This is a genomic window from Brevundimonas sp. MF30-B, from assembly GCF_004683885.1.
In the GTDB taxonomy this organism is placed as follows: domain Bacteria; phylum Pseudomonadota; class Alphaproteobacteria; order Caulobacterales; family Caulobacteraceae; genus Brevundimonas.
On sequence record NZ_CP038440.1, the window covers coordinates 1,794,200 to 1,817,466 of the forward strand.

Consider the following 23,267-nt stretch of genomic DNA (forward strand, 5'->3'; position numbering starts at 1 on the left):
AAGCGGCGGAATGACCCACAGCCTCACTATTGGCGACGTCACGGTTCCCGGGCGGGTGCTCATGGCGCCTATGACCGGGATCACGGACCTCCCGTTTCGTCAGGTCGCCAGCCGCCTAGGTGCGCCCTATGTGGCGACCGAGATGGTTGCTTCAGCCGAACTCGCGCGAGGACGGCCGGACGTGGTGCGTCGCGCAGCCGTCGGCGAGGGCTTGCCGCTCACCGTCATTCAGCTTGTCGGCCGCGACCCCGCCGCGATGGCCGACGGCGCGCGGATGGCCGAGCAAGCCGGCGCCGACATAATCGATCTGAACTACGGCTGTCCGGCCAAGGAGGTGACGGGCGCGGCGGCGGGCTCGGCGCTGATGCGCGATCCCGACCTGGCCCTTCGGATCATCGAGACTGTGGTAGCGGCGGTGTCCAGGCCTGTGACGGTCAAGATGCGCCTGGGCTGGGACGAAACCAGCATGAACGCCGCCGCTTTGGCGCGGCGAGCCGAGAACGCGGGCGTGGCGGGAGTGACGGTGCATGGTCGCACGCGCAAGCAATTCTACACCGGCGACGCCGACTGGGACGCAGTGGGCGACGTCAAGGCCGGAGTTTCCATTCCGGTGATCGTGAACGGCGACATCGTCACGGTGGATCAGGCGCGCAGGGCGTTGAACCGCTCAGGCGCCGACGCGGTGATGCTGGGGCGCGGCGTTTACGGGCGGCCGTGGCTTGCTGCGCGGCTGGAGGCGGCGTTGCGCGGCGAGCGGGTCGACCCCGAACCCGGGCGCGCCGAACGGCTAGCCGTTGTCATCGAGCATCTGCGAGCGTCGGTCGGATTTTATGGTCTGCCCTTGGGGTTGAAGATGTTCCGCAAGCATCTGGGTTGGTACATCGAGCAAGCGCCCTGGCCTGCCGATCCCGCAGAACGGCGCGCCGCAAAGGCGCGACTCTGCCGGTTGGAGACGCCGCAGGAAGTCGAAACCGAGTTGGCCGCTCTCTGGGCTACGGCCCTGACGCATTCAGGCGACAGCACTGTTGAAAATTCGTCACAGGTGACCCACTCTGCCGCGGCATGACCGACACGCCCGCACCGCTGGCTGACGTGCCCGCCGCCGATGATCGGCCGTGGCTGGGGCGGCTCGCCAGCGGCCCGGCCCGCAACGCGTTGATGACGGCCTACGCCCTGGCTGTTTTGATCACTGCAGCCGGCATCTGGCTGGTCGTCGCGGCTCCCGGCGCCGCAGGCGGGGGCGCCCAAGCGGTGGCAAGCCAGGCCGTGCTCGTCGTCCTGGCTTGCAATCTTGTGTTGATCGGCGGGGTGGCGCTGCTGGTTGGAGCACGGGTGCTGCGCCTGGCGCAACGACGCGCGGATCCTGGAGCGCGCCTGCATCTTCGCTTCGTGACCATCTTTTCATTGGTGGCGGTGGCGCCCGCCATTCTGGTCGCCCTGGTGTTCGGCGTGCTTGTCAATCGCGGCGTGGACCAATGGTTCAGCCAAAACGTGCAGGCCGCGGTCGAGAACGGGGCCGACATCGGCCGCGCCTACATCAGCGATGTCTCCGGCAAGATGGACGCCGACCTCGCGACGATCGGAGAGCAGCTGACGAGCGCCCGTCCGCTTTTTGACAATCGGATCCAGTTCTCCGACGCGCTTGTTCAGGCGGCCGAAATCTTCGGTTATCCAGCTATCTACATATTGAACAGCGAAGGCCAGGTCCTGGCGCGCGGCGAGACGCCAGGGGCGCCGCCTTATCTCGCGCCGCCGCGATCTGCGATCGAGGCCGCAGCCGAGGGTGGGGCGCCCCCGCAGGAGGTGACCGAGAATCCGGACGTCGTGCGCTCGGTTTCGGCGCTTCCGGCCTATGGCGACGCCTTCCTGTATCTGGTTCGCCCACTAGAGCCGGGCTTGGTCGGGCAGATGCGCAACAGCGTCGAATCTATCCAGGCGTACCGAGAAGCCGAGGTCAGCCGCGCCCGAATACAGGCGGCCTTCGCCCTGTCTTATCTGGAAACGGTTCTTCTGGTGCTCGTCGGGGCGGTCTGGCTGGGCATGTCGGCGGCCAGTGCTATTTCAGGACCGATCGGACGGCTCGTCCGGGCTGCGGACCAGGTGGCGTCAGGCGATCTGACCGCACGCGTCGACAGCACGGGAGCGCCGGGGGAACTGGCGCTTCTGTCTCAAGCCTTCAACCGGATGACCGGCGACCTGCAGGATCAGCAGGCGGCGCTGAAGGCCGCCAGCGACGAAGCTCAGGGTCGAAGCCGCTTCATCGAGACCGTGCTGTCGGGCGTTTCCGCCGGGGTCATCGGACTTGATCGCAAAGGCAGGATATCGGCCATCAATGACAGCGCCGTCCAGTTGCTCGCCATCGCCGACACAGCGTTGCAGGGACGGTCCCTTGCTGAGGTTTCGCCAGAACTGAGCGAACTCGTGCGACGAGCCGAGGCGCATATCGAAGAAGATATTGACGTCAGCCGGGACGGCGACACACGGCGTCTGCGTGTGCGCATCGAGGGGGGGCTGGGCGGCGAGATGGTGCTGACCTTTGACGACATCACCCGTCTCGTTACCGCGCAGCGAAACGCAGCTTGGCGCGACGTTGCGCGTCGCATTGCTCACGAAATCAAAAATCCGCTGACGCCCATCCAACTATCGGCCGAGCGCCTGCGGCGAAAGTACCGAGGTCAGGTGGAGGAGGTCGAGGTCTTCGATCGCTGTACGGAAACCATCATTCGACAGGTTGGCGACATCGGTCGAATGGTCGATGAGTTTTCGGCCTTCGCGCGCATGCCGGCTCCGCGATTCGCCCTCGAAAATCCTGCCGAACTCATGCGGCAGGCGGTCTTCGCCCAGAGGGTCGCGGCGCCTGACGTCGGGGTGGAGCTGGCCGAACCCCTGCCGGAAACGCTGGTGAGCTGCGATGGGCGCATGTTGGGTCAAGCCCTCGCGAACATACTCAAGAACGCGGGGGAGGCGGTGACCGCCCGGCGGGCAGCCCATGGCATGACGTTCGATCGGGCTACGCCAGGCATTATCGCCAGCCTGGCGATCCAGGACGGTCAGGCGTGTTTCACAGTCGAGGACGACGGCCTGGGCCTGCCGGAAAAGGACAGAGACCGCTTGACCGAGCCCTATGTGACCACCCGCGAGAAGGGCACAGGGTTGGGGCTGGCGATCGTGAAGCGTATTTGCGAAGACCACGGCGGCGAGTTGAAGCTTGCCGACGCCGAGACTCTGAATGGCGCACGCGTGCGCTTGGTTGTCCCCCTCAATCCAACCGGCAGGGCCGCCACGCGCGATCGCGCCGCGGCGGCTGAATAGCGAGGCGAAATGCGAGCAACGGGCGCAGACATTCTGGTCGTCGACGACGAGGCCGACATCCGGGACCTGGTGTCAGGTCTGCTTGAAGACGAAGGTCATGCCGTCCGGACGGCCTCGAACTCCGATGCGGCCCTGGCCGCCATTCGAGCTCGACGGCCTTCCCTGGCTATTCTGGACATCTGGATGCAGGGCGGGGGTCTTGACGGCCTTGAACTACTTGATGTGGTCAAGGAGATCGATCCGGACCTTCCTGTCGTCATGATATCCGGGCACGGCAACATCGAAACGGCGGTCAGCGCGCTGAAACGGGGCGCTTACGACTTCATCGAGAAGCCGTTCAAGTCCGATCGTCTCGTCGTGGTCGTGGAGCGCGCGATCGAAGCCGCCAGCCTGCGGCGGGAGAACCGTCGACTGCGGGCGCAGACCATGACGCCCACCGGCATCATTGGGCGATCCGCCGCCGCTCAAGTCCTCAGGGCCACCATCGGCAAGGTGGCGCCCGCGAACAGCCGCGTGCTGATCTCAGGACCGCCCGGGTCCGGAAAGGAACTGGTCGCCCGACAGATACACGAGGCCAGCCCGCGCGCTCGCGCTGAGTTTGTGGCCATCTCCGCGGCCGGCATGGCGCCTGAACGGCTGGACGCAGAGCTCTTTGGAGAGGAGGCCGGCGACGGGCGCCCGCGCAAGATCGGGGTTTTCGAGCGGGCGCACAATGGGACCTTGTATCTGGACGATGTGGCCGACATGCCGCCGGAGAGCCAGAGCCGCATTCTGCGCGTTCTCGTGGAACAGCGGTTCCGCCGCGTGGGCGGCGAACAGGACGTCCAGGTCGACGTCCGGGTCATATCCTCGACGTCCAAAGACCTGAAGGCTGAGATCGCCCAGGGCAGCTTTCGCGAGGATCTGTTCCACCGGCTCAATGTGGTGCCCATACGTGTCCCGGGCCTCGCTGAGCGCCGCGAGGACATCGCCGAACTGATCGAGCATTTCATCGAAAGCCTCAGCGCCTCGCAAGGCCTGCCGCGGCGGCGTGTCGGCGAAGATGCAGTTGCCGTTCTTCAGGTCCATCCGTGGCCCGGGAATGTCCGGCAGCTCCGCAACAACATCGAGCGCCTGCTGATCCTGGCGACAGGAGACCCCGCCGAGCCGATCACCGCGGACATGCTGCCTCAGGAGGTCGCGGCTTCCAACGGCGGCGGACTGGCCGCCGACCGCACGATCGCCCTGCCTCTGCGCGAGGCGCGCGAAGTGTTCGAGCGTGATTATCTCGCGGCCCAGATCATGAGGTTTGGCGGGAATATCAGCCGCACCGCAGCCTTCATCGGCATGGAGCGGTCGGCGCTTCACCGCAAACTCAAGTCACTCGGGGTTTCGCCAGTGCGCGGTGGGGACGATGAAGAGGGGGCCTCAGCCTGATGTCGCGTGTCGCTTATGTGAACGGCGTTTATCAAGCGCATGGCCAAGCCTCGATTCACATCGAGGATCGCGGATTCCAGTTTGCTGACGGCGTCTATGAGGTCTGGTCGGTCTTCGGCGGACGTCTAGGCGATTTCGACGGCCACATGACTCGGCTTCACCGCAGCCTTAACGAACTGCGCATTCCCATCCCCATGAGCCGCCAGGCCCTTGAAGCCGTTCTGAAGGAGACCGTGCGACGGAATCGAGTGCGCGAGGGGCTTGTCTACCTGCAGGTAACGCGCGGCGCCGCACGGCGAGACCATGCATTTCCAGCCCAGGACACGCCGCCAACAGTGGTCGTCACGGCTCGGTCGGCGCCGCTGTCGAGAAGCCATGCGATGGCCGACAAGGGAGTCGCTGTGGTCACGCACCCCGATATTCGATGGGGCCGCTGCGACATCAAGACGGTTGGGCTTCTGGCCAATGTGCTGGCCAAACAGGCGGCCAAGGAGAAGGGGGCGGCCGAGGCCTGGATGGTGGACCAGATGGGCTTGGTCACCGAAGGTTCGTCCACGAACGCCTGGATTGTCGACGCTGACGGCAAACTACGGACCCGGGACATCCAGTCCAACATCCTTCGCGGCGTCACGCGCACAGCGGTGATGGCCTTGATCCAGGCCGAGGGACTGGAGTTCGACGAGCGGCCGTTCTCCGTCGAGGACGCGCAGCGGGCTCGTGAAGCCTTCTACACCTCCGCGACCGGTTTCGTGACGCCCGTGACCTCGATCGATGGGGCGAAGATCGGGAACGGACAGCCAGGCCCCATCGCCAGCAGGCTGCGAGCGCTGTACCTGGAGCAGACTCAACTCGACGCTCGGTGATATAATTTCGCATAATATATCTTAGGCGATAAGCGACGTCGACGTCTTGTGGCTTGGTGCTGGAGCGCCGCGCCAGCCTGTCTGCACCCGCCGCGTGATGTTGCGGGCGAAGCTGGCCTCTAGATGTGGATGACGCGCCCGTAGGCGTCGAGCGCCGCCTCGTGCATCGCCTCGCTCATCGTCGGGTGCGGATAGACGATGCCGTGGATGTCTTCTTCCGTCGCCTCCATGGTGATGGCGGTGACGTAACCCTGGATCATCTCGGTCACCTCGTGGCCGATCATGTGAGCGCCGATCAGGGCGCCCGTCTTGGCGTCGAAGATCACCTTTACGAAGCCGTCGGTGTCGCCCGACGCAATGGCCTTGCCGTTAACCTTGAAGGGGAAGCGGCCGATCTTGACGTCGCGCTTGTCGGCCTTGGCCTGCTGTTCGGTCACGCCGACCGAGGCGACCTGGGGCTGGGCGTAGGTGCAGCCGGCGATCGGAGAATGCACGTTCGGCGTCTTGAAGCCGGCGATATGCTCAGCGGCGTGGATGCCTTCGTGCGAAGCCTTGTGCGCCAGCCAGGGCGCGCCGGCGCAGTCGCCGATGGCGTACAGGCCCTTGACGTTTGTCTGGCAGTGGCTGTCGGTCTTGATGTGACCACGGTCCAGCTCGACGCCCAGCGCCTCCAGGCCGATGCCGTCGGTGTTGGCGGTGATGCCGACCGCCGAGATGCAGACCTCGGCCTCCAGCGTCTCGGCCTTGCCGCCGATCTCGACGGCCACTTTCACGCCCTTGGAGTCCTTGGACACCTTGGTGACCTTGGCCCCGACCTTGAACTTCATGCCGCGCTTTTCGAACGACTTCTGCGCGGCCTTGGAGACCTCTTCGTCCTCAACGGGCATGATGCGGTCCACCGCCTCGACGACGGTCACGTCGGAGCCCAGCGCACGATAGAAGCTGCCGAACTCGATGCCGATGGCGCCCGAGCCGATGACGATCAGCGACTTGGGCAGGGCCTTGGGCGCCATCGCCTCGCGATAGGCCCAGATGCGCTCTCCGTCGGCCTCCAGGCCGATCTGCGGCAGGGCGCGGGCGCGGGCGCCGACGGCCAGCATGACCGACTTGGCCTCCAGCGTACGCGACTGGCCGTCCGTCAGGGCGACGACGACTTTCGGCGCCCCCTGCCCCTTCTCGAGCTTGGCGTCGCCCGACACCACCTCGATCTTGTTCTTCTTCATCAGGAAGCCGACGCCCTGATTCAGCTGTTTGGCCACGCCGCGCGAACGCTGGATGATGGCGTCGAAGTCGAACGACGCGCCCGAGGCGGACAGGCCGTAGTCCTTCAGATGCGACAGGCTTTCGAACTTCTCGCCGGATTTCAGAAGCGCCTTGGTGGGGATGCAGCCCCAGTTCAGGCAGATGCCGCCCAGGTTCTCGCGTTCGACAATGGCGACTTTCAGGCCCAGCTGGCTGGCGCGGATCGCGGCCACATAGCCCCCCGGGCCCGAGCCGATGACGATGAGATCGAAGGTGTCAGCCATGAGAATCAAGCCGTTGCAGTCAGGCCTTGCGGCCGGAAGTTAGACACGTGAGAGGCGACGCCGCCGCCCCTCGCCTGGCGTCAGGCCAGCATGGTGACTGGGTCTTCGATCATCGCCTTGAACACCTGCAGGAAGCGGGCGCCGACGGCGCCGTCCACCACACGGTGATCGCAGGTCAGGGTCACCGTCATGACAGTGGCCACGGCCAGCTGGCCGTCCTTGACGACGGGGCGCTGCTCCCCTGCCCCCACGCTCATGATCGCGCCCTGGGGCTCGTTGATGATCGAGGCGAAGGTCTTGATGCCGAACATGCCCAGGTTGGAGACGCTGAAGGTGCCACCCTGGAACTCGTCGGGCTTCAGCTTGCGGTCGCGGGCGCGCTTGGCCAGGTCCTTGGACTCGGTCGCGATCTGATGCAGCGACTTGGTCTCGGCCTTGCGGATGATCGGGGTGATCAGGCCGCCGTCGATCGCCACCGCCATCGCCACATCGGCGTTGTGGTGCATGGCGATGCCCTCGGGCGAGTAGCTGGCGTTGGCTTCTGGAACCGCCTTCAGCGCCATGGCGGAGGCCTTGAGCACGAAATCGTTGACCGAAACCTTGATCCCGACCTTCTCCAGCATCGCATTGACCTTGGCGCGCGCGGCCAAGAGACCGTCGATCTCGCAGTCGATGGTCAGCGGGAAGTGCGGCACGTCGCGGAAGCTGTCGGTCAGGCGGCGCGCAATCGCCTTGCGCATGCCGTCCAGCGGCACCAGGTCGTAGGTGCCGTCTGGAATGCCCATCTGGGCCAGCGACTGAACCTTGCGCGGTTCGGCGCCGGCCGTGGTCGCCGGGCTGGCGGCGACGGCGGAACCGCCCTTCGCGCCCTCGACGTCACGCTTGACGATGCGGCCGTGCGGGCCGGTGCCCTTGATCGACTTCAGATCCACGCCGTTCTGCGACGCGATGCGGCGCGCCAGGGGCGAGGCGAAGATGCGGGCGCCGTCTTCAGCCTCGGCCGAGGCGGCCGCCTTAGCCGGCTCGACCTTGGGCGCTTCGGCTTTCGGGTCTGCAGCGTCGGCCTTGTCAGACTTGGCCGGAGATTCAGCTGGCTTGGGATCGGCCTTCGGCGCCGGCGCGGCCGCGCCGTCCTCGCCCTTCAGACGGGCGATCACGCTGTTGACCTTCACGCCCTCGGAGCCTTCAGGCACGACGATCTCGGCGACTTCGCCCTCGTCGACGGCCTCGACCTCCATGGTCGCCTTGTCGGTCTCGATCTCGGCGATGACGTCGCCGGCCTTGACCGTGTCGCCAGCCTTGACGTGCCACTTGGCCAGCACGCCCTCTTCCATGGTGGGCGACAGGGCCGGCATCAGGATGTCAGTCACGACGCAGTCCCCGCGTCCTTTTCGAGAACGGTCTCGACCGTCGGACCGTCGATCGTCCGATTAAATCCCTTCAGGATTGCGTCGTACGCTTCATCTTGCGGGGCAATTTCGCGTTGACCGTAAGCGTACGCCATGTGGCGGACCGCTTGGGCCAGCATCACCCCAAAGCTTTCCGGATTGCGAAACGCCGGCTTCAGGGCAAAGGCAGGTTCGTTTCTGGACCACCAAATCCGTATGATTTCCACCGCGTCGGGATCGTTCACGACGCTCTCTGCGGGTGTCAGCGGAATATCTTTGGACTTGCTCATGCCGTCACCTGCTTCACAGCCTTGATGATCTTGTCCACGCCCGGCAGCGACAAGGCTTCCAGGTTGGCCGCATAGGGCAGCGGCACGTCTTCCTGGTGCACCCGCAGCGGGGGCGCGTCGAGGTAGTCGAAGGCATGCTCGATCACCCGCGCCACCACCTCGGCGCCGACGCCCATCGGGCCCCAGCCCTCTTCGGCCGAAACCAGACGGTTGGTCTTCTTGACGCTTTCCACGATCGTTTCGTGGTCGAGCGGGCGCAGGGTGCGCAGATCGATGACCTCGGCCTCGATCCCCTCTTCCGCCAGCTTCTCCGCCGCCGCCAGGGCGAAGCCGACCATGCGGCTGTGGGCGGTGATGGTGACGTCCTTGCCCTCGCGACGGACCTTGGCCTTGCCGATCGGCACGACATAGTCCTCGACGTCGGGCACGTCGAACTCCAGCCCGTACATCATCTCGTGCTCGAGGAATACGACGGGGTTGGGATCGCGGATCGCCGCCTTCAGCAGGCCCTTGGCGTCGGCCGCGTCATAGGGCGCGATGACCTTCAGGCCGGGCACCTGTGCGTACCAGGCGGAATAGTCCTGGCTGTGCTGGGCGCCGACGCGGCTGGCGGCGCCGTTCGGGCCGCGGAATACGATGGGCGCACGGATCTGGCCGCCCGACATGTAGAGGGTCTTGGCCGCCGAATTGATGATGTGGTCGATGGCCTGCATGCCGAAGTTCCAAGTCATGAACTCGACGATCGGCTTCAGCCCCGCCATGGCGGCGCCGACGCCCAGGCCGGCGAAGCCGTGCTCGGTGATCGGCGTGTCGACCACGCGCTGGTCGCCGAACTCCTGCAGCAGTTCGCGGCTGACCTTGTAGGCGCCCTGATACTGAGCGACTTCCTCGCCCATCAGGAAGACGCGGTCGTCTCGCCGCATTTCCTCGGCCATGGCGTCGCGCAGGGCGTCGCGGATGGTGGTCTTCACCAGCTTGGCGTCGGCGGGGATCTCAGGATCCCGCAGCTCGACCTTGGGCGTGACGGGAGCAGCCCCCTCGCCTTCCGGACGCGGCTCGGCGGCCTCAGGCGCTTTTTTCTCGGGATCGCCGGCCTGCTCGGCCTTGGGCGCATCCTGTTTGGCCTCGGCCGCCTTGGGCGCGGGCGCGGCCTCGTCGCCGGACAGGCGGGCGATGGGGGTGTTCACCTTCACGCCCTCGGAGCCTTCGGCCACGAGGATTTCGGAGATTTCGCCCTCGTCGACGGCCTCGACCTCCATGGTCGCCTTGTCGGTCTCGATCTCGGCGATGACGTCGCCGGCCTTGACGGTGTCGCCGGCCTTGACGTGCCATTTGGACAGCGTGCCCTCTTCCATGGTGGGCGACAGCGCCGGCATCAGAATGTCGGTCACTGGGCGGCCTCCACATAGACGTCGGTATAGAGCTCGGACGGATCGGGCTCCGGGCTTTCCTGAGCGAACTGGACAGCTTCGGCGACGATCGCCTTGATTTCGCTGTCGATCGCTTTCAGCTCGTCCTCGGTGGCCTTGGCCTGGTCGAGCAGGATCTTGATGTGCTCGATCGGGTCGCGGGTCTTCTTGACCTCGTCGACCTCTTCCTTGGTGCGGTACTTGGCCGGATCGGACATGGAGTGGCCGCGGTAGCGGTAGGTCTTCACCTCCAGGATGAAGGGGCCGCCGCCTTCACGGGCGCGCTTGACGGCGCGCGCCGTGGCGTCGCGAACGGCCAGCACGTCCATGCCGTCTACCTGCTCCCCCGGAATGCCGAAGCTTGAGCCGCGCTGGAACAGCTCGGTCGTCGACGAGGCCCGCTCGATCGACGTGCCCATGGCGTACTGATTGTTCTCGATGATGTAGATGGCCGGCAGCTTCCACAACTGGGCCATGTTGAAGCTTTCGTAGACCTGGCCCTGATTGGCCGCGCCGTCGCCGAAATAGACGAAGGCGACCGAGTCATCGCCCCGGTACTTGCCGGCGAAGGCCAGGCCGGTGCCCAGCGCCACCTGGGCGCCAACGATGCCGTGACCGCCATAGAAGCCGGTCGGCACGTCGAACATGTGCATCGAGCCGCCCTTGCCCTTTGACGAACCGCCGATGCGACCGGTCAGCTCGGCCATGACCTCTTTGGGGTCCATGCCGGCGGCCAGCATGTGGCCGTGGTCGCGGTAGCCGGTGATGATCTTGTCGTGACCCTGCTTGACGCTCTCCTGAACGCCCACGGCCACGGCCTCCTGGCCGATGTACAGGTGGCAGAAGCCGCCGATCAGGCCCATGCCGTACAGCTGGCCGGCGCGCTCCTCGAAACGACGGATCAGCACCATCTCGCGGTAGAAGCGCAGCAGGTCCTCCTTGGAGGCCTGAGGCGTGTTTGGAATCTTGTCGTCTGACGATTTCTTCGCGGCGGCTCTCGCCATCCGGCATCTCCCGGCTGAGCCCCGCGCGGGGCCTCTTATCGTTACGGAAAGGGGGCTTTAGCAGCCTTCGTTCCCGAAAGGCAAAGTCGCCTTCACGGCTTGTAACAATAGTTCAGCATGGATTTAGGACAGGCGCGCGGCGGCCTGCGTCGCCGGCGCAGGCGACAGACGAACCACATAGTCGCGTGGATCGGTGAAGCCGATCACCGCCCGCGCGCGCTCTTCCAGAAGATCGCGCGACAGATTGTCGGTGCGCAGATAGCGGACGCGGACTTCCAGGTCCCGGCGCTGCTCGGTCAGCCGCGCCAACTGAGCCTCGCGCCGCATCAGAAGCGCTTCGCGCTCGGCGCCGCTCAGCAGTCCGCGCTCGCCCGTCAGCGCTTGCACGCCCAGATAGACGATCAGCAGACCCAGCAGCAGGGACGGAAGGTAAGGCTTCATGGACTCGGGCACGGGACGCTCCTTCTGAGCGCACGGGACAGTTTCCCAGTCGTGACCGAAAATGCCTAACGAACCGTAGCTTGGCCGTATTATTTCAACAGCATTCCGTCGCCGAAATAGACGCCCTGATCGCCCAGCATCTCTTCGATTCGCAGCAGCTGATTGTACTTGGCCGTGCGGTCCGAGCGGGCCAGCGAGCCAGTCTTGATCTGCCCGCAGTTGGTGGCGACAGCCAGGTCGGCGATGGTCGAATCCTCGGTCTCGCCCGAGCGGTGGCTCATGACGGCGGTGTAGCCGGCGCGCTGGGCCATATCGACGGCGTCCAGCGTCTCCGACAGGGTGCCGATCTGATTGACCTTGATCAGGATCGAGTTGGCCAGGCCTTCGCCGATGCCGGCCGCCAGACGGCGCGGATTGGTCACGAACAGATCGTCGCCGACCAGCTGGATGCGGTCGCCCAGGCGATCGGTCAGCAGCTTCCAGCCGTCGAAGTCGTCTTCCGCGCAACCGTCTTCGATCGAGACGATGGGGAAGCGTTCGCACAGGTCCGCCAGATAGCCGACCATGCCGTCTTGGTCGAAGGTCTTGCCCTCGCCGGCCAGCACATATTTGCCGTCCTTGAAGAACTCGGTCGACGCCACGTCGAGGCCCAGGTGGAAGTCCTCACCCGCCAGATAGCCGGCCGACTGGCCCGCCTTGGTGATGAAGCTCAGCGCCTCTTCGGCCGAGGCCAGGTTCGGGGCGAAGCCGCCCTCGTCGCCGACGTTGGTGTTGTGGCCCGCATCCTTCAGCGCCTTCTTCAGGGCATGGAAGATCTCGGCGCCCATGCGCAGGGCTTCGGAGAAGTCCTCGGCGCCGGTCGGCAGGATCATGAATTCCTGGATGTCGATCGGATTGTCGGCGTGGGCGCCGCCATTGATGATGTTCATCATCGGCGTCGGCAGGACGCGCGCCGAGACGCCGCCCAGGTAACGGTGCAGCGGCAGGTTCGAGGAGATGGCGCTGGCCTTGGCTACGGCCAGGCTGACGCCCAGGATGGCGTTCGCGCCCAGGCGGCCCTTGTTCTCTGTGCCGTCCAGCGCGATCAGGGCCTCGTCGATGCGGCGCTGGTCCTCGGCGTCCATGCCGGAGAGGGCGTCGAAGATTTCGCCGTTGACGGCGTCAACCGCCTTCTGGACGCCCTTGCCGCCCCAGACGTCTTTGTCGCCGTCGCGCAGTTCGACGGCCTCGTGCGCGCCGGTCGAGGCGCCGGACGGGACAGCCGCGCGGCCGAAGGAGCCGTCTTCGAGCACCACATCGACTTCCACCGTCGGATTGCCGCGGCTGTCGAGGATCTGGCGGGCGACGATGTCGGCGATGTCGGTCATGGGAGCGCTCTGTCTGAAAGGATCAGGCCGCGTTTAGCCCGCCCCTGCCCCATCCGGCAAGGAAGCCGACCCTACAGACAGCCTTCGACATACTGGATCGACGGCCCGCCGCCGGTGATGGAGCTGACGCGGCCGTCCTGGCCGATCTCGAAGCGCAGGCCCCGCGCATCCGGCGTGGAGCGAGCGGCGCCCGACCAAGCCGTCAGATACTTCGACGGGGCGGCTTCATAGGCATGCGCCTGTTCGTCCAGGGTGGGATAGGCGGCCCGCACATCGGCTTCGCTGTCGCCGATGGAGACGCCGCTGTCGGTCGTGACTGTCGAGCTGCGGGTCAGACGCACGCTGGTCAACACGCCGCGTTCGATCATGACCAGAAGGCCTTCGGGCGCTCGGGCCGGGCGGAATTGGTCGCAGACTTCGGGCTCGGGACCGCCGACGGCATCAGGATTGGCGTCGGGGCCAAGCGCCGCCTCGACTTCGGCCAGGCTCATGCCGATCCGCAAAGGCCCGAAGCCTTCGGCGTTCAGCGTGTCGGCGCCGGACGCGGGTGTCATGGGACTGACGGCTGGAGCAATCGGTTCGACCGGCGCCGGCGTGGGCTCTGCGTTGCGGTCTCCGCAGGCCAAAAGGCCGGCGGCCAGCACGGCGGCGACCATCAGGCGCATCACGAGCAGCCCTCCACATACTGGATCGACGGCCCGCCGCCCGAGATGGAGCGCACAGTCCCATCCTGGCCGATCTCGTACTTGATGCCGCGCGCCGCCGGGCTGGAATGGTCGGGCGTCGCCCAGGTGGTCAGATATTCAGCCGGCGCAGGCTCATACTTGTGCCCCGACGCCTCGATGGCGGAGCCATAGACCTCGCGGACCCGCGCGGCCGTGTCGCCAACCTTGATGCCGCGCTCGCTGACGGCGGTCGAGTCTTCGCCCAGGGTGACCCGCGTCACCAGGCCGTTCTCGACCATGACGTAAAGGCCCTGAGGCGCGCGTTGAGGCCGAAGCTCGTTGCACTGCTCGATCGGGTTGTCGAGCGCATGAGCGGGCGGTCCCATGGCGGCCTCAAGCTCGGCCATCCGCATCCCGACGTGCACCGGGCCGAAGCCGTGCGCGGTCAGGGTCAGGGCAGGCTGGGTCTGGGGCTGGGCCGGACCGGTCGCAGGCGGCGCGTCGACAGGCTGGGCGCCGCCGGCTGCGGCGGGATCGCGCGGCGAATCGCAGGCGCTCAACGAGATGGCGGCCAGCGACAGAGCGGCCATGAAAGCGACGGGGCGGGCGATGGGGCGGATCATGGGCGTCTCCCGGACAGGTCCTGACCCGAAACGCACGAAAACGGCGCGCGAACCCGTCGCGCGCCGCTAAAATTTCACGCCTGGCCGCGAGGCCGGAAAGCGAAAGACCTTAGTCTTCCTTGGGCGTCAGCACCTGACGGCCGCGATAGGTGCCGGTCTTCAGGTCGATGTGGTGCGAACGACGCAGCTCGCCCGTGTCCTTGTCCTCGACGTAGGGGTTGGCTCCCAGCGAGTCGTGGGCGCGACGCATATTGCGACGCGAGGGCGATACTTTGCGCTTCGGAACGGCCATGTCCGTCTCAATCTCTAAGTCGGTGCGCCGGGACCGGCGCGAAAAACAACAGGGGCGGCCCGAAAGAGCCGCCACGCGAGCGCGGGCTTATGCATGAACCGGCCCATGAGTTCAAGTCCGCGCGCGACCGGACCAGTCCTCGCGCGTAAGGGCGTAATCGACGCAGTCCATCCAGACCCCGCCCACCTGGATCCCCGCCGCCCGAAAGCCGACACGCAGGAAGCCCATATGCTCCAACAGTCGAATGGAGGCAGTGTTGTCCGGATCGACCTCGGCCTCCAGCGCTTGCAGATCACGCGTCGCCCAGACGTGGTCGATAGCCGCTTGCACCGCCTCTCGCGCGAACCCCTGACCCCATTGGTCGGGATGCAGGATGTAGCCGATCTCCGGCAGGGCGAAGAAGCCGGCCTTGCCGATCAGGACGCCGTCATGCTCGATCACGAAGTCTGGATTGTCGGGCCCCTTGTCGATCATGGCGTCCAGCCACGCGCGGGTCTGATCGGGGGTTTCATGCGGCGGCGTGGACCACCAGCGGGTGGCGCGCGGGTCCGACAGGATGCGGTGAAAGGCCTGCAGATCGTCAGCCCGGGCCGAGCGCAAGGTCAGGCGTGGCGTGGTCAGTCGCATGTCAGGTCGCGCTCCAGCACCGCAAAGGCCAGGTCATCGCGGCGCGGCAGGCCGAATCGCGGGTCGGTGGCGGGGAACGGCCGCGTCTCGCCGGTGCTGCGGTACCCGCGCCGCACATACCAGTCGATCAGCTCCGTGCGCTGGATGATGACCGTCATCTCCATGCGAGAGGCGCCGAATCGATCGCGCGCCGTGGCCTCGGCCGCCGCGATGAGGGCGCGGCCCATCCCCTGGCCCTGATCGTCCGGTGCGACCGACAGCATCCCCAGATAGGCCAGGCCCTCGCCCTTGTCGGTCACCTGCACACAGCCGGCCAGCCCGCCGTCACGCTCGGCCATGACCACGACCTGCGCTGGATCGGCGATCACCGCCGCCAGCGTTTCCGCGTCGATCCGGTTTCCGTCCAGCAGATCGGCCTCATGCGTCCAGCCGCGTCGGGCGCTGTCGCCGCGATAGGCCGCGTGGACGAAGGGCTGCAGGATGGCGATATCCGCCGCCGTGGCCGCGCGAAACGTCAGCTCACTCACCCAGCCGCTCCGCCACCGCCTCGCCGATCGCCAGCGAACTGGTCAGGCCGGGGCTCTCGATTCCGAACAGCGCCATCAGGCCGTCAATGCCGTGATGTTCGCGCCCGTGCAGCTGAAAGTCCGGCTGGACCTCGCCCGGACCGTGCAGCTTGGGCCGGATGCCGGCGTAGTCGGGCGTCAACCGCTCGACCTCCACGCCGGGCCAGAAGCGGCGGATGTAGCGGGCGAACTCTTCGGCCTTGGCTGGATCGACAGAATAGTCCTCGGTCTCGACATAGGCGAGGTCCGGTCCGAACACCCCCTGCCCGCCCAGATCCTTGCGATAATGGGTGCCCAGCGCGCCGGGGATGGGCGGCGGATAGATCAGTCGGTTGAAGGGCGCCGCGCCCGTCAGGCGGAAATAGACGCCCTTGCCGAAATGCCCCTGGGGAATGTCGCCGGCCGGATAGTCCTCGATCCTCGCCGCCACCGCCTGAGCCTGCAGCCCCGGCGCGGTGACCAGCAGGGGGCTGGTGACGGTCATCGCCCCCTCCCCGCCGACCCGGATCGAGAAACCGCCGGCCGCCAGGGACTCCGCCCCCTCGAACGGAGCGGAAACCACCACCGAACCGCCCGCGTCCTCGATCTCGCCCTGCAACGCCAGCATATAGCCGTGGCTGTCAAATACGCCGCTCTCGGGCGACAGGATGGCGGCATGAGCGTTCAGCGCCGGCTCCAGCGCGCGGGCCTGGGCCCCGGTCAAATGCTCCAGGCCTTCGACGTCATTGGTCGTGGCCTGCTGAAAGATCGCCTCGATGCGTTCGACCTCGGCCTCTTCGGTCGCCACGACCAGCTTGCCGCATTTCCAGTGTTCGATCTTGCGGCTCTCCAGGAAGGCGTAGAGCCGCCGCCGCCCCTCGACGCAGAAGCGCGCCTTCAGCGAACCGCTGGGATAATAGAGGCCGCCGTGAATGACCTCGCTGTTTCGCGAGGAAACGCCCTGTCCGATGTGCGGCTCGCGCTCCAGCACCAGCACCGTCAGGCCGCGCTTAGACAGCGCCCGGCCGCAGGCCAGGCCCACGGCCCCGGCGCCCACGACGGTCGCGTCGAAATCAAAGGTCATCGCGAACCGTAGCGCCGTTTGGCCTCGGCCTCGAAACTGCCGATCAGCGCCCCGACGGCGCGGTCGAAGTTGGCGTGGAGCATGGCGTCCAGCATGCGCGACTTGAAGGCAAAGTCGATCATGAACTCCAGCCGTGCCCCTTCGAGATGCGGAAAGAACTCCCAGCGGTTCTTCAAATGCCTGAACGGTCCGCGCAGCAGGCCGACCTCGACCTTGGGCGCATTGCGGTCATGGCGCACCCACGTCGAGAAAGTCTCGTTCAGAAACGAGAAGCCGACCTTGGCCTCGGCGTCCAGAAGCGTCACGCCCGGGGCCTCCTCGCGCGCGTTCCACGTCCGCATGGACGTCACCCAGCGCACGAAGTCCGGATAGGCCCCCACGTCCGCCACCAGCTCGGCGAGCTGGGCGGGTTCATAGGGCAGAATGCGGGTCAGGCGATGGACGGCCAAGCCGGATCAGCGCGCGGCCAGAGTGGGGCTGTGGGCCATGCGCGCCGCCTTCAGCCGCGCGAAGTCGTCGCCCGCATGGTGCGAGCTGCGCGTCAGCGGCGACGACGACACCATCAGGAAGCCCTTGGCCCGGGCGATCGCCTCATAGGCCTTGAACTCTTCCGGCGTGACGAACCGCTCGATCGCCGCGTGCTTGCGGGTGGGCTGCAGGTACTGGCCGATGGTGATGAAGTCGACGCCGGCCGAGCGCATGTCATCCATCACCTGCATGACCTCTTCCTTGGTCTCGCCCAGTCCGACCATGATGCCGGACTTGGTGAACTGGTTGGGGTCGCGCTCCTTGACCATCTGCAGCAGGCGCAGGGAGTGGAAGTAGCGCGCACCGGGCCGGATCTTCAGATACAGGCGCGGCACGGTCTCCAGGTTGTGGTTGAAGACGTCGGGCGTGGCGTCGATCATCACCTCGGCCGCGCCGTCCTTGCGCAGGAAGTCGGGCGTCAGGATCTCGATGGTCGTGCCGGGCGCCTGCAGGCGAATCTGGCGAACCACCTCGGCGAAGTGGGCGGCGCCCCCGTCCGATACGTCGTCGCGGTCGACCGAGGTGATCACGACGTGGTTCAGGCCCATCTGCTGGACGGCCAGGCCCACCTTTACAGGCTCTTCCGGGTCCAGCGGCTGGGGCAGGCCCGTCTTGACGTTGCAGAAGGCGCAGGCCCGCGTGCAGGTGTCGCCCATGATCATCAGAGTGGCGTGCTTCTGGCTCCAGCACTCGCCGATGTTCGGGCAGGCCGCCTCTTCACAGACGGTGTGAAGGCCCTTTTCCTTCACGATGGCGCGCGTGGCGTTGTACTGGCCCGAGCCGGGCGCTTTCACGCGCAGCCAGTCGGGCTTCTTCAGCACGACGGAGTCCGCCCGCTTCTGCTTTTCAGGGTGGCGCAGCGCCGCAGGCGACGCCTTCAGGGTGTCGATCAGGGTGACCATCGCCGGCTATGTCGGGCCTAAGCGGCCTGATGGCAAGCCACGGACGGTTTCAGCGCGTCACGATCACGCGCCGTAACGGATCTTTTCATTCCCGGCGGGCCTCTCTAGGTTCGCGCAGAGTAAACCGAGAGGGCGCGACGACCCTCAGGGAGATTGCGCCTTGCGGCCTGCCGCCGACTGGAAGACCCAACCCGAGACCCTGTTCGATTCCCTGATCGCCGCGCGTGCGCATTTTGGCGACAAGGAGATCCTGGAAGATCAGGACCGCAAGCCCCTCACCTACACCGGCCTGATCCGCGCCGCCCTGGTGCTGGGCCGCAAGCTGGCGGACATGACCCAGGCGGGCGAGCGGGTCGGCGTGCTGCTGCCGTCCAGCATGGGGGTGGTCGTCACCTTCTACGGACTGCACGCCTATGGCCGCACGCCGGTCATGCTGAACTTCACCTCGGGTGAGCTGAACCTGAAGGCCGCGCTCAAGGCGGCGGGCGTCAACAAGGTGCTGACCGCCAAGCGCTTCATCACCCAGGCCAAGCTCGAGGAGTTGGTCGAGGCCCTGGCCCAGGACGCCGAGATCGTCTGGCTGGACGATGTGCGCAAGACGATCGGCTTCAAGGACAAGCTGTTCGGCCTGGCCGCTGGCCTCGCGCCCGAGCGGTTCCGCGTGAAGACCGACCCGCAGTCGGCGGGCGTGATCCTGTTCACCTCCGGCAGCTTCGGCGCGCCCAAGGGCGTCATGCTGACCCAGGCCAATCTGGTCGCCAACTGCCGCCAGGTCGGGGCGCACATCGATCTGAAGCCCGAATGGGTGATGTTCAACCCGCTGCCGACCTTCCACTGCTTCGGCCTGACCGGGGGCGTGCTGCTGCCGCTGGTGAACGGCCTGAAGGCCTTCCAGTACCCCTCGCCGCTCCACGCCAAGCAGATCGTCGAGCTGCTGCCTCAGGTGAAGGCGTCGATCCTGTTCGCCACCGACACCTTCCTGAACCAGTACGCCCGCGTCGCCTCGCCCGACGACTTCGCCACGCTGCAGTTCGTGGTGGCCGGCGCCGAGAAGGTGCGCGAGGAGACGCATCACCTGTTCAACACCCGCTTCGGCGGGCTGAAGCTGCTGGAAGGCTACGGGGCGACCGAGGCCGCGCCCGTGGTCGCCGTCAATCACCCTGACCGCAACCGCCCCGGCACCGTCGGCCAGCTTCTGCCCGGCATGGAGTTCCGGCTGGAGAGCGTGTCGGGCATCGAGGACGGCGGGCGTCTGTATCTGCGCGGGCCCAACGTCATGGCCGGCTATCTGTCGCCCGAGGATCCGCTCAAGGTCGAGCCGCTGGACGGCGGCTGGCATGACACCGGCGACATCGTCGACATCGATCCGGACGGCTATGTCGCCATCCTGGGTCGGGTGAAGCGCTTCGCCAAGATCGGCGGTGAAATGGTCTCCCTGACCGCCGTCGAGGGTCTGGCCAGCGCCGTGTGGCCCGAGGCGCGCCACGCCGTCGTCGCCATCGCCGATGCGCGCAAGGGCGAGAAACTGGTGCTCGTCACCGACCGCAAGGACGCCGACAGCGGCCGCCTGGCCGAATGGGCCCGGACCCACGGCGCACCGGAGCTTGCGGTGCCCAAGAAAATCGTCAAGGTCGCCGAGGTCCCGGTGCTGGGCACCGGCAAGACCGACTACGTGGCCATCCAGAAGATGGTCGAAGGCGAGGCTCGCGCCGCCTGACCGGGCCGTTTCGGGGACTTCCAGGATGAACGCTCTTTCCGCCCATGCGCCCAAGGTTCTGGGGCTGCTGCGCATCGTCACCGGCCTGATGTTCATGCAGCACGGGACGCAGAAGATCTTCGGCTTCCCCGCGCCCGCACGCGGCCCGTTCGAGCTGTTCAGCCAGATGGGGATCGGCGGCGTGCTGGAGCTGGTCGGCGGCGCGCTGATCGTGCTGGGCCTGTTCACCCGCCCGGTCGCCTTCATCCTGTCCGGCATGATGGCCGTGGCCTACTTCCAGTTCCACTTCGCCACCGGCGGGATCTATCCGCTGGTCAACGGCGGCGAGCTGGCGGCGCTGTATTGCTGGGTGTTCCTGTACTTGGCCTTCGCCGGACCGGGCGCCTTCGCCCTGGACAGCGCCTTCCGCGGCCGTCGCGCCTACCGCTGAACGCTCAGCCGAAGCGGACGCCGGTCATCGAGATCGAGCCGCCCTCGATCACGTCGTTGAAGAGCACCGGCGTCTCGCCCGGCCGCTGCTGGGCGGCCACATAGAGCAGCGGCAGATAGTGCTCATCGGTGGGCACGCTCATCTGCGCCTCTTCGGCCAGGCCGACCCAGTCGATCAGGGCGTCATGGTCGCCGCGCGCCAGCGCCGATTTGACCGCTTCGTTGAAGCCGCTGGCCCAGGCGTATGGCTCGCCGCCGTCACGCTTCCAGGTCCGCAGATTGTGCACGAAGTCGCCGGAGCCGGCGATCATCACGCCTTCGTCGCGCAGGGGCGCCAGGCTTCGCGCCAGCTCATAGTGTCCGCGAGCGTCCAGGCGGCGATCCAGCGACAGCTGCACGATCGGCACTTCGGCGCCGGGAAACACATGAGCCAGGACAGACCAGGTTCCGTGGTCCAGCCCCCAGCTGTCTGTCGGCTGCGCTCCCGTAAGCTCGGCCACACGCGCCGCCAGCGCCGGCGAACCCGGCGCCGGATACTGCATTTCGTGTAGCTCACGCGGAAAGCCGCCGAAGTCGTGGATTGTGGGCGGTTTTTCCTGAGCGGTGACGCCCAGACCCATCGTCTGCCAATGGGCGGAGACCATCACCACGCCGCGCGGCCGGCCTATGGCTCGGCCCAGCGCCCGCCAGGCGTCGGCGTGCGGCCCGCCCAGGGCGTTCATGGGCGAGCCGTGGCCGAAGAAGACGGCGGGCGCGGTCATCAACCGTGCAGCTTGGTCGCCAGTTTGGCGATGTGCCGGCCCTGGAAGCGGGCGCCGTCCAGCTCGTTCTCGCTGGGCATCCGCGATCCGTCGCTGCCCGTGATGGTGCTGGCGCCGTAGGGCGAGCCGCCCGTGATCTCGTCCAGGCGCGACTGCCCCTGGAAGGCGTAGGGCAGACCCACCACCGGCATGCCGTGGTGCATGAAGAAGTTGTGCAGACCCTGGAAGGTCGTCTCCTGCCCGCCGTGCTGTGTCGCCGTGGCGGTGAAGGCGCCGCCGATCTTGCCCAGCAGCGCGCCCGTGAACCACAGGCCGCCGGCCTGATCCAGGAAGGCGCGCATCTGCGAGGCGACCGAGCCGAAACGGGTGCCCGCACCGATGATGATGGCGTCGTAGTCCTTCAGGTCATCGATGACGGCGATCGGCGCGGCCTGATCCAGCTTGTAGCCGGATTTTTCGGCCAGCTCCTGCGGCACCGTTTCCGGCACGCGCTTGATGTCGACCTGCGCGCCCTCGACCTGGGCCGCACCCTCGGCGACGGCCTGGGCCATGACCTCGAGGTGGCCGTAGGTGGAGTGATAGAGGACGAGGATCTTGGCCATGCGGGGCTCCCTGGAAGATGGAACGACGCATAAGCAACTGCGTCAGTGGCTGATCTAGTCCCGCGAGCCGCCGATGCAAGCCCTCGCCGTCAAATTTCCATTCTCGCGCCCAGCGGGCAGATACGGGCGTAGAAGTCGCGGCCCGCCGGCACGCGCCCTCCCCGCGACAACAGGAAGCGATGCTCCACCACCATGGCCTGCTGCTCGATATTCAGCCCGCGCCATTCGCAGTCCGGCCCCAGCGGATAGGCGTAGGCGCCCGGCCCATCGCCAGCCTTCAGCTTGCCGATCAGGAGGCTGACGCCCTGCCGCGCCTGCCACACATGAACCATCTCGTGCACCAGCACGCCCTGCTGAGCTAGCGAGGCTGTCGCGAAATCGGCCGGCAAGGTGCGTCGGGGCCAGATGATCCAGTCTCGGCCGAACCAGCTGCCTATGACGAAGGCGCGCCTCACCGGCCAGGGCGCGGCGAGGATGCGCACCGGCCCCACGTCGAGATCCTGCCCCAGCGCTTCGCGCGCCAGGGCCGCCTCTCCGCTCGTCAGCTGTCTGGCCACGGCCGCACATACTCCCAGTGCCAAGGCTCATAGACATAGGGGACGAAACCGAAGCGGCCAGCGTTGCGGACCAGCCAGCGATAGGCCGCGCCGTTCGCCATGTGCCGGCGGCTCCAAGCGTCAGTGGAGTCCACGCCCATGCCTTCGACATGGCCCACGTAAAGATCCACCGCCGTGCCCGTGCGGTGCGGCGAGCAGACCGCGCGCCTCAGTCCGTCGCAGTTGCCCTGCTGGGCGCACCGCGCCGCGTCCGCTTCGGGATCGCGAAAGCCGGAGAAGATCTGCAGCAGTTCGGGGTCGGCCGCGATCTCGGGAACCTCGGCCCGCGCCGCCGCCGCCATCTGGCGATAGGCGTCCAGCACGTCGCGGCGCAGCAGGCGGGTGATGCGATCGGCGTGCTCCTCGCCCGGCGACAGATAGCCCAGTTGAGCGATCGGCGGCGGCTCCGGGCAGTCGCCGGCCACGCGCGCCATCACAAAGGGCCGCCGCTCCTGCCAGAGCCCGCGAAACACCTGAAAGGTCGCCGCGTCGAACTGGCCGGTCGCCGGCAGTCCATGAGCCTGCTGAAAGCCCGCCAGATGCTGGGCGAACACGGCCGATTCGGGCGCGCAGCCGGTGTCGATCTCCTTCTGGATCAGCGGCAGATAGGTCTCCCAACCGTATTCCATGCCGGCGAAGGGCGACCACTCCATCATGTTCAGCGACCGGGCGTTGCTCTCCGCCGTCAGATCCCAGACTCCGTCGTCCAGATGGCAGACCTCGGCCCCGTCCGAGGCCCGCACGGGTTGGGCCTGCGCCGGCCGTTCGGATACGGCGCAGGCCAGGGCGATCACGGCTATGGACAGAAGACGAAGCGACATCGGCTGATGGTGGCCCGCTCATGATGGCGACCGCAAGGCTGCGCTGGCGGCTCGCGCGT

25 protein-coding genes are annotated in these 23,267 nt (G+C 66.8%); 6 read left to right on the plus strand and 19 right to left on the minus strand.

All coding sequences use genetic code 11. The features are described 5' to 3' along the window. The first annotated feature begins 10 nt into the window (after window positions 1-10). The 4 genes from dusB to E4M01_RS09115 are packed head-to-tail and all read left to right on the plus strand — an operon-like array spanning window position 11 to window position 5,591. On the plus strand, window positions 11-1,066 hold the full coding sequence (dusB, locus tag E4M01_RS09100) for a tRNA dihydrouridine synthase DusB (RefSeq protein WP_135063238.1): 1,056 nt from the start codon (window positions 11-13) through the stop codon (window positions 1,064-1,066). Continuing rightward, entirely contained in the window at window positions 1,063-3,312 is a 2,250-nt protein-coding gene (locus E4M01_RS09105; protein WP_135063236.1) for a PAS domain-containing sensor histidine kinase, read from the plus strand. Before dusB ends, E4M01_RS09105 begins: the two co-directional genes overlap by 4 nt. 9 nt (window positions 3,313-3,321) lie before the next feature. Then, the gene (locus E4M01_RS09110) at window positions 3,322-4,728 is read left to right on the plus strand and encodes a sigma-54 dependent transcriptional regulator (RefSeq protein WP_135063234.1); all 1,407 of its coding nucleotides are present in this window, start codon (window positions 3,322-3,324) and stop codon (window positions 4,726-4,728) included. Beyond that, window positions 4,728-5,591 carry a D-amino-acid transaminase gene (locus tag E4M01_RS09115; protein ID WP_135063232.1) on the plus strand — a complete coding sequence of 288 codons (864 nt, stop codon included), beginning with the start codon at window positions 4,728-4,730 and terminating at the stop codon, window positions 5,589-5,591. The genes E4M01_RS09110 and E4M01_RS09115 overlap by 1 nt, the downstream gene beginning before the upstream one ends. A gap of 119 nt (window positions 5,592-5,710) precedes the next feature. Here the strand turns inward: E4M01_RS09115 and lpdA are convergent, their stop codons facing one another. The 15 genes from lpdA to lipA all read right to left on the minus strand — a co-directional run bounded on the left by lpdA (window position 5,711) and on the right by lipA (window position 18,282). Then, on the minus strand, window positions 5,711-7,117 hold the full coding sequence (gene lpdA, locus E4M01_RS09120; protein ID WP_135063230.1) for a dihydrolipoyl dehydrogenase: 1,407 nt from the start codon (window positions 7,115-7,117) through the stop codon (window positions 5,711-5,713). Window positions 7,118-7,197: 80 nt separating this feature from the next. Next, window positions 7,198-8,487: a pyruvate dehydrogenase complex dihydrolipoamide acetyltransferase gene (locus E4M01_RS09125; RefSeq protein ID WP_135063228.1), complete on the minus strand. Its 1,290-nt coding sequence runs from the start codon at window positions 8,485-8,487 to the stop codon at window positions 7,198-7,200. Beyond that, entirely contained in the window at window positions 8,484-8,795 is a 312-nt protein-coding gene (locus tag E4M01_RS09130; protein ID WP_135063226.1) for a DUF5076 domain-containing protein, read from the minus strand. Before E4M01_RS09130 ends, E4M01_RS09125 begins: the two co-directional genes overlap by 4 nt. After that, window positions 8,792-10,186, minus strand: coding sequence for a pyruvate dehydrogenase complex E1 component subunit beta (locus tag E4M01_RS09135; RefSeq protein ID WP_135063224.1), 1,395 nt, complete (start codon window positions 10,184-10,186; stop codon window positions 8,792-8,794). The genes E4M01_RS09130 and E4M01_RS09135 overlap by 4 nt, the downstream gene beginning before the upstream one ends. Continuing rightward, entirely contained in the window at window positions 10,183-11,208 is a 1,026-nt protein-coding gene (gene pdhA / locus E4M01_RS09140) for a pyruvate dehydrogenase (acetyl-transferring) E1 component subunit alpha (RefSeq protein ID WP_135063222.1), read from the minus strand. Before pdhA ends, E4M01_RS09135 begins: the two co-directional genes overlap by 4 nt. Window positions 11,209-11,331: 123 nt before the next feature. Beyond that, the gene (locus tag E4M01_RS09145) at window positions 11,332-11,649 is read right to left on the minus strand and encodes a septum formation initiator family protein (protein WP_135063606.1); all 318 of its coding nucleotides are present in this window, start codon (window positions 11,647-11,649) and stop codon (window positions 11,332-11,334) included. Window positions 11,650-11,738: 89 nt separating this feature from the next. Next, window positions 11,739-13,016 (minus strand): phosphopyruvate hydratase, encoded by a 1,278-nt coding sequence (gene eno / locus E4M01_RS09150; RefSeq protein ID WP_135063220.1) that lies wholly within the window; start codon window positions 13,014-13,016, stop codon window positions 11,739-11,741. Between the two features lie 71 nt (window positions 13,017-13,087). Beyond that, a complete protein-coding gene (locus E4M01_RS09155) occupies window positions 13,088-13,681 on the minus strand; it encodes a hypothetical protein (protein ID WP_135063218.1) in 594 nt (197 codons plus the stop codon). Then, entirely contained in the window at window positions 13,681-14,304 is a 624-nt protein-coding gene (locus E4M01_RS09160; protein WP_135063216.1) for a hypothetical protein, read from the minus strand. The genes E4M01_RS09155 and E4M01_RS09160 overlap by 1 nt, the downstream gene beginning before the upstream one ends. A 109-nt stretch (window positions 14,305-14,413) precedes the next feature. Further along, entirely contained in the window at window positions 14,414-14,596 is a 183-nt protein-coding gene (gene rpmF, locus E4M01_RS09165; protein WP_135063214.1) for a 50S ribosomal protein L32, read from the minus strand. 111 nt (window positions 14,597-14,707) lie between these two features. Then, window positions 14,708-15,223, minus strand: a complete 516-nt coding sequence (locus E4M01_RS09170; RefSeq protein ID WP_135063212.1) for a GNAT family N-acetyltransferase — start codon at window positions 15,221-15,223, stop codon at window positions 14,708-14,710. After that, window positions 15,214-15,750 carry a GNAT family N-acetyltransferase gene (locus tag E4M01_RS09175; protein WP_135063210.1) on the minus strand — a complete coding sequence of 179 codons (537 nt, stop codon included), beginning with the start codon at window positions 15,748-15,750 and terminating at the stop codon, window positions 15,214-15,216. The genes E4M01_RS09170 and E4M01_RS09175 overlap by 10 nt, the downstream gene beginning before the upstream one ends. Then, window positions 15,743-16,852 (minus strand): NAD(P)/FAD-dependent oxidoreductase, encoded by a 1,110-nt coding sequence (locus E4M01_RS09180; protein WP_135063208.1) that lies wholly within the window; start codon window positions 16,850-16,852, stop codon window positions 15,743-15,745. Before E4M01_RS09180 ends, E4M01_RS09175 begins: the two co-directional genes overlap by 8 nt. Next, entirely contained in the window at window positions 16,849-17,301 is a 453-nt protein-coding gene (locus tag E4M01_RS09185) for a type II toxin-antitoxin system RatA family toxin (protein WP_135063206.1), read from the minus strand. The genes E4M01_RS09180 and E4M01_RS09185 overlap by 4 nt, the downstream gene beginning before the upstream one ends. A 6-nt stretch (window positions 17,302-17,307) precedes the next feature. Next, window positions 17,308-18,282: a lipoyl synthase gene (gene lipA, locus E4M01_RS09190; RefSeq protein ID WP_135063204.1), complete on the minus strand. Its 975-nt coding sequence runs from the start codon at window positions 18,280-18,282 to the stop codon at window positions 17,308-17,310. 160 nt (window positions 18,283-18,442) lie between these two features. Between lipA and E4M01_RS09195 the strand changes: the two genes are divergently transcribed. Together E4M01_RS09195 and E4M01_RS09200 are read left to right on the plus strand one after the other, a co-directional pair. Then, entirely contained in the window at window positions 18,443-19,999 is a 1,557-nt protein-coding gene (locus tag E4M01_RS09195; RefSeq protein ID WP_135063202.1) for an AMP-binding protein, read from the plus strand. A gap of 25 nt (window positions 20,000-20,024) precedes the next feature. Then, window positions 20,025-20,429 (plus strand): DoxX family protein, encoded by a 405-nt coding sequence (locus E4M01_RS09200; RefSeq protein WP_135063200.1) that lies wholly within the window; start codon window positions 20,025-20,027, stop codon window positions 20,427-20,429. A 4-nt stretch (window positions 20,430-20,433) separates the two neighbouring features. On the opposite strand, the gene ygiD is transcribed toward E4M01_RS09200, so the two are convergent. The 4 genes from ygiD to E4M01_RS09220 all read right to left on the minus strand — a co-directional run bounded on the left by ygiD (window position 20,434) and on the right by E4M01_RS09220 (window position 23,208). Further along, entirely contained in the window at window positions 20,434-21,189 is a 756-nt protein-coding gene (ygiD, locus tag E4M01_RS09205) for a 4,5-DOPA dioxygenase extradiol (protein WP_135063198.1), read from the minus strand. Further along, window positions 21,189-21,791 carry an NAD(P)H:quinone oxidoreductase gene (gene wrbA / locus E4M01_RS09210; protein ID WP_135063196.1) on the minus strand — a complete coding sequence of 201 codons (603 nt, stop codon included), beginning with the start codon at window positions 21,789-21,791 and terminating at the stop codon, window positions 21,189-21,191. Before wrbA ends, ygiD begins: the two co-directional genes overlap by 1 nt. 89 nt (window positions 21,792-21,880) lie before the next feature. Further along, window positions 21,881-22,348 carry a hypothetical protein gene (locus E4M01_RS09215; protein ID WP_245158225.1) on the minus strand — a complete coding sequence of 156 codons (468 nt, stop codon included), beginning with the start codon at window positions 22,346-22,348 and terminating at the stop codon, window positions 21,881-21,883. After that, complete coding sequence (locus E4M01_RS09220; RefSeq protein ID WP_135063194.1) at window positions 22,333-23,208, minus strand: D-alanyl-D-alanine carboxypeptidase family protein; 876 nt, start codon at window positions 23,206-23,208, stop codon at window positions 22,333-22,335. The genes E4M01_RS09215 and E4M01_RS09220 overlap by 16 nt, the downstream gene beginning before the upstream one ends. Window positions 23,209-23,267: the final 59 nt, after the last annotated feature.